Here is a 6,000-nt window from a genome sequence, read left to right on the forward strand (position 1 = left end):
CTCGGCGGATAGCGGGATTGGGCCGCAAACGCGTGGCAGCCGATCGGGCATCAACCGCAACAGCGGTTCCCTCCGATGCGGTGATCGCTCGTGTCGACAGGCTGATCCAGCGCTGGGTCCCGCGTCAAAAAAGGCTTAGCGGACGCCCAACCGAAGGCTTATTCGACAGAGCCTGCGGCGCAAGGGTCTCGGACGCCCACATCATCCTCGTTCCCTCCTGAGCAGAGGGAATCGTCCGGGGATACCGTCCAGATCGACATCAGCCTTTTGGTTAATCGCGAATCGTTGTGCCGCTGACCGGTGCGGATCCGCTAATGCGACCGCGACATCAGAGCCACAACCGCTGACCGGTTTTCGACCCCCAGTTTCTCGAAGATATGCAGGAGATGGGTCTTGACCGTCGCCAGGCTGATCTCGAGGCAGCCGCCGATTTCACGATTGGTGCGCCCGCAGCGCAGCAGATCGATCACCTCAGTTTCACGGGCCGTCAGCCCGTAGCGCGCGACCTTGCGCTCGCCGGCCTCGCCCGCGGTATCGCGCAGCAGGTTGAACTCCATATAGTCGTGCATCTTGGTGGCCATGGTCATGGCGCTGTCGGGCACCTTGATGCCGTCGCGCCACATCACGCTCATGCCGGCCACGATCCGGTTGTCGCGGCGGAAGAAGAACTCGATCATGTCGCCAATGCCGAAATGCGACGAGAACGACCGGTAGGTGGCGGCATCGGGTGTATGCGCGCAGGCAACTTCCTCCACCAGCCGCGCCACCTGCCGTTCCGTCGCACACATGTTGCGAACATGAAGCGGATCGAATTTGTTCATCTGCTCGACATATCGCCGATGGAACTCCATCGGCACGCCGCGCAGCAGAAAGTTGCCGAGCGTCATATCAGGCTTCACGCGATAGAATGCCGCGCCGCTCGCCTCGAGCACATCGTTTGCGAACTGAATGGTCCGGACCGCTGCCGGATCCGCAACTTCCGCGATGATATCCATGGTGTCCTCCAAGCGCCTTCCGTCGGGGTCTGTTGCACCCGTTTCCCCGACGCTGCGGCAGCCGGCGAACTCAGTCAAGCAAATTGCGGGCCAGAGTTGACTGACAGCGACATTTGTCGAGACCGCACGGGCCGATCAACCATTAGGCTGATGGAAAGCCCAACGATTTGTCCCGATCATCGCGCTCGTGAACGTCCATCGGGTTGCAAGGGGATTGCATGGCGCTATCGGCCGACGGAGAAGCCACGCATGGCATTGCTCCGCAGATTCTGGCGAAGATCCGCGTCCGGGAAGAGCACAGGTTTCGCGAGAGGCGGCCGCGTTCGCAGCAACTCCACGCTGAAGCACGCGAGCACATGCCGCATGGCGTGCCCCTGCACTGGATGAGCCAGTGGGGATCACCGTATCCGATTTTTGCGGAACGCGCCTCGGGCGCCCGACTGACGGATGTGGACGGGCACAGCTATGTCGACTTCTGCCTCGGCGATTCGGCCTGCATGTTCGGGCATGCTCACCCGGCATTCACGGCCGGCATCGCGCAGGCGGCGGAGCTCGGCGCCTCCTACATGCTGCCGACACGCGATGCGATCGCCGTGACCCGCGAACTCAGCTGGCGCTTTCGTGTGCCGTTCTGGCAGCTCGCGACGTCGGCGACGGAAGCCAACCGGTTTGCACTGCGAATCGCGCGCATGTTCACCGGTCGTGAAAAAATCCTGGTCTTCAACGGCAAGTATCATGGCTCCGTTGACGAGACCCAGGTCGAGCTGCGCGATGGCCGGATGGCGCCGCAACACGGGATCATCGCGAACGGCGTCGATTTCGATCGCACCACCCGGGTAATCGAATTCAACGATCTGGATGCGCTGGAGACCGCGCTCGCCGCCCGCGATGTCGCCGCCGTGCTGACCGAACCGCATATGACCAATATCGGCATGGTGCCCGCGGCCCCCGGTTTCCATGACGGCCTGCGCCGGCTGACACGCGAGGCCGGCACCGTACTGATCCTCGACGAAACCCATACCATCTGCATGGGCCCATCCGGCGCCATCGGTGAGCTCGGCCTCGAACCCGACATGGTCGTGCTCGGGAAAGTGCTGGCCGGCGGCATCCCGAGCGCCGTCTACGGCATGAGTGCCGCCATCGCCCAGTCGCTCGAAAGCATCACGCGGGGACCGGGGATCAATCATTATGGTTTCGGCGGCACGCTGGCCGCAAACGCATTGACCGTCCGGGCCATCCGGGTTGCGCTCGACGAAATCATGACCGAGGCGACCTATCGTCATATGACGACGATCGCCGAGGCATTGCATGATGTGATCGCGGCCCAGATCAAGCGGTTCAGCCTGCCATGGCATGTGTCCCGCATGGGCGCCCGGGTCGAATACCTCTATCAGCCGTCGGTGCCGCGAAACGGCGGTGAAGCCGCACGCGCACGATCCGACGAGATCGAGCTGCTCAGCCATCTCTATTTCGCCAATCGAGGACTCCTTCTGACGCCATTTCACAACATGGCGCTGGTCTCGCCCTCCACCACACTCGCCGATGTCCGAGCCTATGACAGCGTGTTCAGTGACATGCTCGGTGAGTTCACGCAATCTCCCGTCCCTCATACCAACCAGCACCAGGATCATGACAGTCACATCTGAAGCGACAAACTGGATATCGGTCGGTGAGCTGGCCCAGAGCTTTGCCCCCGACAGCAACATCCTGACGAGATCGGACGATCTTGCCGGCCGGACGCTTGCCCTTCATCTCGGCGACGGCAGCACCATCAGCTACATGTTTACGTCCGGTACCCAGTTGACCTCGATCACGCGCGCTCATGGCGTCACCAGCGAAAGCACCGAATCCTACCTCGCCACCTGCCTGCGCGACGGTATCTACTTCGTCGACTATGTAAAAGCCGGTGCCCGCCCCCCGGCATCGGTCTCGCTCGTCCTGGACCTGGCGCGCGGCGTCGCCACGTCGGTGACAGCGACGCTGCCGGCACAGGACAAGGCACATGCCAGCATCCTGCGGCGCGCGCAACAGAAGCAGGAACTCACCCCGGTCAACGCCGACATCATCCATGCAACGATCGACCAGCCGTTTGACTCCAAGCAGGAGCATCATCTGACCCGCGAATTGATCGGACTCCGCCTGCAACATCGTTATAATCCGCACGAAGTCTACGAGCACATCTATCTGAACGAGAACCGCTACACCTGGCACTGTCTGTCGGGAATCGAACAGGGCCTCGCCGACGTCGATCGTTGCCATTACTACAAAATCGCGCCGAAGCTGTATCTGTTCATCTGGCGGGAGAAGATCGTCCCGACCCTGGGGGCGATCATGATCGACCTCGACCAGATGAAGACCACGGGCAAGATCTTCGGTTACGCCAACGACGCCCTGTCGACGGCGTCCAACTTCCAGGTCGGTGCGCACAGCAAGCTCGTCAACACAACTGTTCACACTTTCTGACGTCCCGCCGCGCCATCAGACGGAGTTTTGCCATGCGCTTCGCCAACACCGTTGCCTTGATCACTGGAGGTGGCACCGGAATCGGAGCCGCGGTCACCCGCCGCTTTCATGCCGAAGGCGGCCGGGCTTTGGTGATGGGGCGCCGGAAGGAGCCTCTTGATCTTGTCGCGGCGCAGACCGGTGCGGTGGCTGTGGTGGGAGATGCCGCTGACCCCGCGGATGTCCGCCGTGCCATCAGGCTTGCCACTGACAGCTTTGGCGGGCTCGACATTCTCGTCGCCAACGCCGGCGGCCATGGCTTCGGAACCGTCGCAACGACCGACGACGCCACCTGGGCGCAGGCCACCCGTTCCAACCTCGATACCGCCTTCGTCGCCACCCGCGAGGCGCTAGCTTCGCTTCGCGAGCGCCGCGGCAATATCGTTGTCGTATCGTCGCTCGCCGGCCTTTTCGCGGGTCCCGAAGCCGCCGGCTACGTCACCATGAAGCATGCCTTGATCGGGCTGACCAAATCCCTCGCACGGGATTTCGGACCATTCGGCGTTCGCGCCAACGCCGTGTGCCCCGGCTGGGTGCGCACCGACATGGCCGATGGCGAAATGGCCGTGCTGATGGAGCGTCACCGCCTGCCATCGATCGATGCGGCCTACGAACTCGCCACCCGCAATGTTCCGCTGCGGCGCCCGGCCGAGCCCGACGAGATCGCCAATGTCATCTGCTTCTTGGCGTCGAAAGACGCCGCGATGGTGACCGGCACCATGGTCCCGATCGACGGCGGCGCCTCCGTAGTCGACCTGCCGACCATCGGATTCGCCGACTGACGTACAGCGCCTGCCATCAGGCGCTCATACCACCATCGATCATCAACATTGCACCCGTGGTGAAGCTGCTTTGATCGGACGCGAGATAAACCACCGACCTGGCAACTTCCTCGGCCGTTGCATGACGGCCCAAGGGAATCTGGCTGTTAAAGAACTCCGTCGCATCACGGCCGATGATCTGACTCAGATCATCCTCGACCTTCCGCTGGAAGCTATTTTCAATCGGTCCCGGGTGAATCGTGTTGACCCGAATCCGACGCCCGGCCAGTTCCTTGGCCAGGCACCGCATCAATCCGACCTGGGCGTGCTTGGCGCTGATATAGGCGTAGACGCCGGGATCGCCGCGGGTCGCCGCCACACTGGATGTGATGATGATGCTGCCGCCGTCATTCATGTGCGGGACCGCCAGCTTGCTCATCAGGAACGCGCCCTTGACGTGAACGAAATAGACCGCATCGAAGACATCTTCCGGATAGTCGCCGATCGGACTGACGGTTCCGAAATTTCCCGCGTTGGAGAACAATACGTCGATCGCACCGAAACGCCTGACGGTTGCGTCGATCGCCGCACGAACACCGTCGCTCTTCGTGATGTCGGCGACGACCCCTGCGACATCCGCGCACGCCAGACTGGCTTCCGCTTGCCGCAGTTCCGGTTCGCGATAATCGATCAGCATGACGCGCGCACCTTCCTGGACGAACAGCCGGGCGGCAGCCAGTCCCAGGCTTCCCGCCCCTCCGGTGATCACGCATGTTTTGCCGCTCAGCAGAGCCATCAGTTCCCTCTCCGGCGTCCGGAAACGCCGCCCCATGAAGATCATCGTCTCACATCGCGAAGGTGGTTCGGCGAGCCGGTGCCGCCGCCTCACTCCGGATCAGCGAAAGAGTTTTGTGATGTAGTCGGCACCGATGCCGACCTTGTCGTAGTGCTCACGGCACATCTGGATGTACTGGTGCACGTCGAAATACCCGTTTGCCTCACCTTCATCGTCGAGCCAGATCAAGGGACCGGTGACCTGGAAGAACACCCGCATCGGCTCTTCATGCTCGTAGGCCACCAGTGTGTGCCCCTCCCCCGGCGTCTCGTAGACGAAATCGCCCTTGGTCGCGGTCCAGTCGTGCTCGAGGTAGCCCCATTTTCCGGAGAGCGTGAAGGCGAACACCTCGTGCGGATGGTAGTGTCGATTGACCAGCCCGGCCTTCTTCGCCATCAGGATATCGCACCACTTGTTCTGCGACGGCGAGATCCAGAGCGGCCGCGACGACACCGTGTCGGTGAAGGGCACGTAGTAGCGATCATCGTCGATCGGCGCGTTGGCGAGATAGACTTCCGGCAGCGCATCAGGCTGGAACACCTTCGCGATCGGCTTCAGATCACGCCAAAATTCGTTGGTCGCAGCCTTCGGCATCCATCCACTCCTTGTCATCCGAACCAATTGTCGCCGGTGTTCTAGAACGCGAAATCGCCCCTCGATAGCCTCAACGGCCGGCCAAATCCCTTCTGGTCAAGGGATCATTCCCGCCCGGTCAATCCCCCTCGCTGGCCTCGCGGCCGTGTTCAATTAGGGTGCCCCAGCGTCGGTTACGGGGTGGCCACAGGCCAATGGAATCGCAAGGCATTGCGAAATCCCGCAGCAACGATCGTTTTCGAGAGCATTCACATTTTGCCCGCAGAGGCAAAATTGCAGGGGGGGGGAGAAATTCATGTCTCGTTCAATCATT

Annotated in this window: 6 protein-coding genes; 3 read left to right on the top strand and 3 right to left on the bottom strand. The window is 61.9% G+C overall.

Going from position 1 to position 6,000, the window contains the following annotated elements:
- Window positions 1-311: 311 nt before the first annotated feature.
- Window positions 312-995: a LuxR C-terminal-related transcriptional regulator gene (locus tag HY68_RS37670; protein WP_042001838.1), complete on the bottom strand. Its 684-nt coding sequence runs from the start codon at window positions 993-995 to the stop codon at window positions 312-314.
- A 218-nt stretch (window positions 996-1,213) separates the two neighbouring features.
- On the opposite strand from HY68_RS37670, the gene HY68_RS37675 reads away from it, so the two are divergent.
- The 3 genes from HY68_RS37675 to HY68_RS37685 are packed head-to-tail and all read left to right on the top strand — an operon-like array spanning window position 1,214 to window position 4,279.
- Entirely contained in the window at window positions 1,214-2,641 is a 1,428-nt protein-coding gene (locus HY68_RS37675) for a transaminase (RefSeq protein ID WP_078864201.1), read from the top strand.
- A complete protein-coding gene (locus HY68_RS37680) occupies window positions 2,625-3,458 on the top strand; it encodes a molybdenum cofactor biosynthesis F family protein (RefSeq protein WP_042001821.1) in 834 nt (277 codons plus the stop codon). Before HY68_RS37675 ends, HY68_RS37680 begins: the two co-directional genes overlap by 17 nt.
- Before the next feature lie 32 nt (window positions 3,459-3,490).
- The gene (locus HY68_RS37685) at window positions 3,491-4,279 is read left to right on the top strand and encodes an SDR family NAD(P)-dependent oxidoreductase (protein ID WP_042001824.1); all 789 of its coding nucleotides are present in this window, start codon (window positions 3,491-3,493) and stop codon (window positions 4,277-4,279) included.
- Between the two features lie 16 nt (window positions 4,280-4,295).
- Here the strand turns inward: HY68_RS37685 and HY68_RS37690 are convergent, their stop codons facing one another.
- Together HY68_RS37690 and HY68_RS37695 are read right to left on the bottom strand one after the other, a co-directional pair.
- On the bottom strand, window positions 4,296-5,099 hold the full coding sequence (locus tag HY68_RS37690) for an SDR family NAD(P)-dependent oxidoreductase (RefSeq protein WP_241778918.1): 804 nt from the start codon (window positions 5,097-5,099) through the stop codon (window positions 4,296-4,298).
- A gap of 54 nt (window positions 5,100-5,153) precedes the next feature.
- Window positions 5,154-5,687, bottom strand: a complete 534-nt coding sequence (locus HY68_RS37695; RefSeq protein WP_042001827.1) for a 2,4'-dihydroxyacetophenone dioxygenase family protein — start codon at window positions 5,685-5,687, stop codon at window positions 5,154-5,156.
- Window positions 5,688-6,000: the final 313 nt, after the last annotated feature.

Source organism: Streptomyces sp. AcH 505 (assembly GCF_000818175.1).
GTDB lineage: Bacteria > Actinomycetota > Actinomycetes > Streptomycetales > Streptomycetaceae > Streptomyces.

Coding starts and splice junctions, on each gene's coding strand:
- HY68_RS37680 (WP_042001821.1), top strand. CDS start 2,625: ATGACAGTCACATCTGAAGCGACAAACTGGATATCGGTCGGTGAGCTG.
- HY68_RS37695 (WP_042001827.1), bottom strand. CDS start 5,687: ATGCCGAAGGCTGCGACCAACGAATTTTGGCGTGATCTGAAGCCGATC.
- HY68_RS37690 (WP_241778918.1), bottom strand. CDS start 5,099: ATGATCTTCATGGGGCGGCGTTTCCGGACGCCGGAGAGGGAACTGATG.
- HY68_RS37670 (WP_042001838.1), bottom strand. CDS start 995: ATGGATATCATCGCGGAAGTTGCGGATCCGGCAGCGGTCCGGACCATT.
- HY68_RS37685 (WP_042001824.1), top strand. CDS start 3,491: ATGCGCTTCGCCAACACCGTTGCCTTGATCACTGGAGGTGGCACCGGA.
- HY68_RS37675 (WP_078864201.1), top strand. CDS start 1,214: ATGGCGCTATCGGCCGACGGAGAAGCCACGCATGGCATTGCTCCGCAG.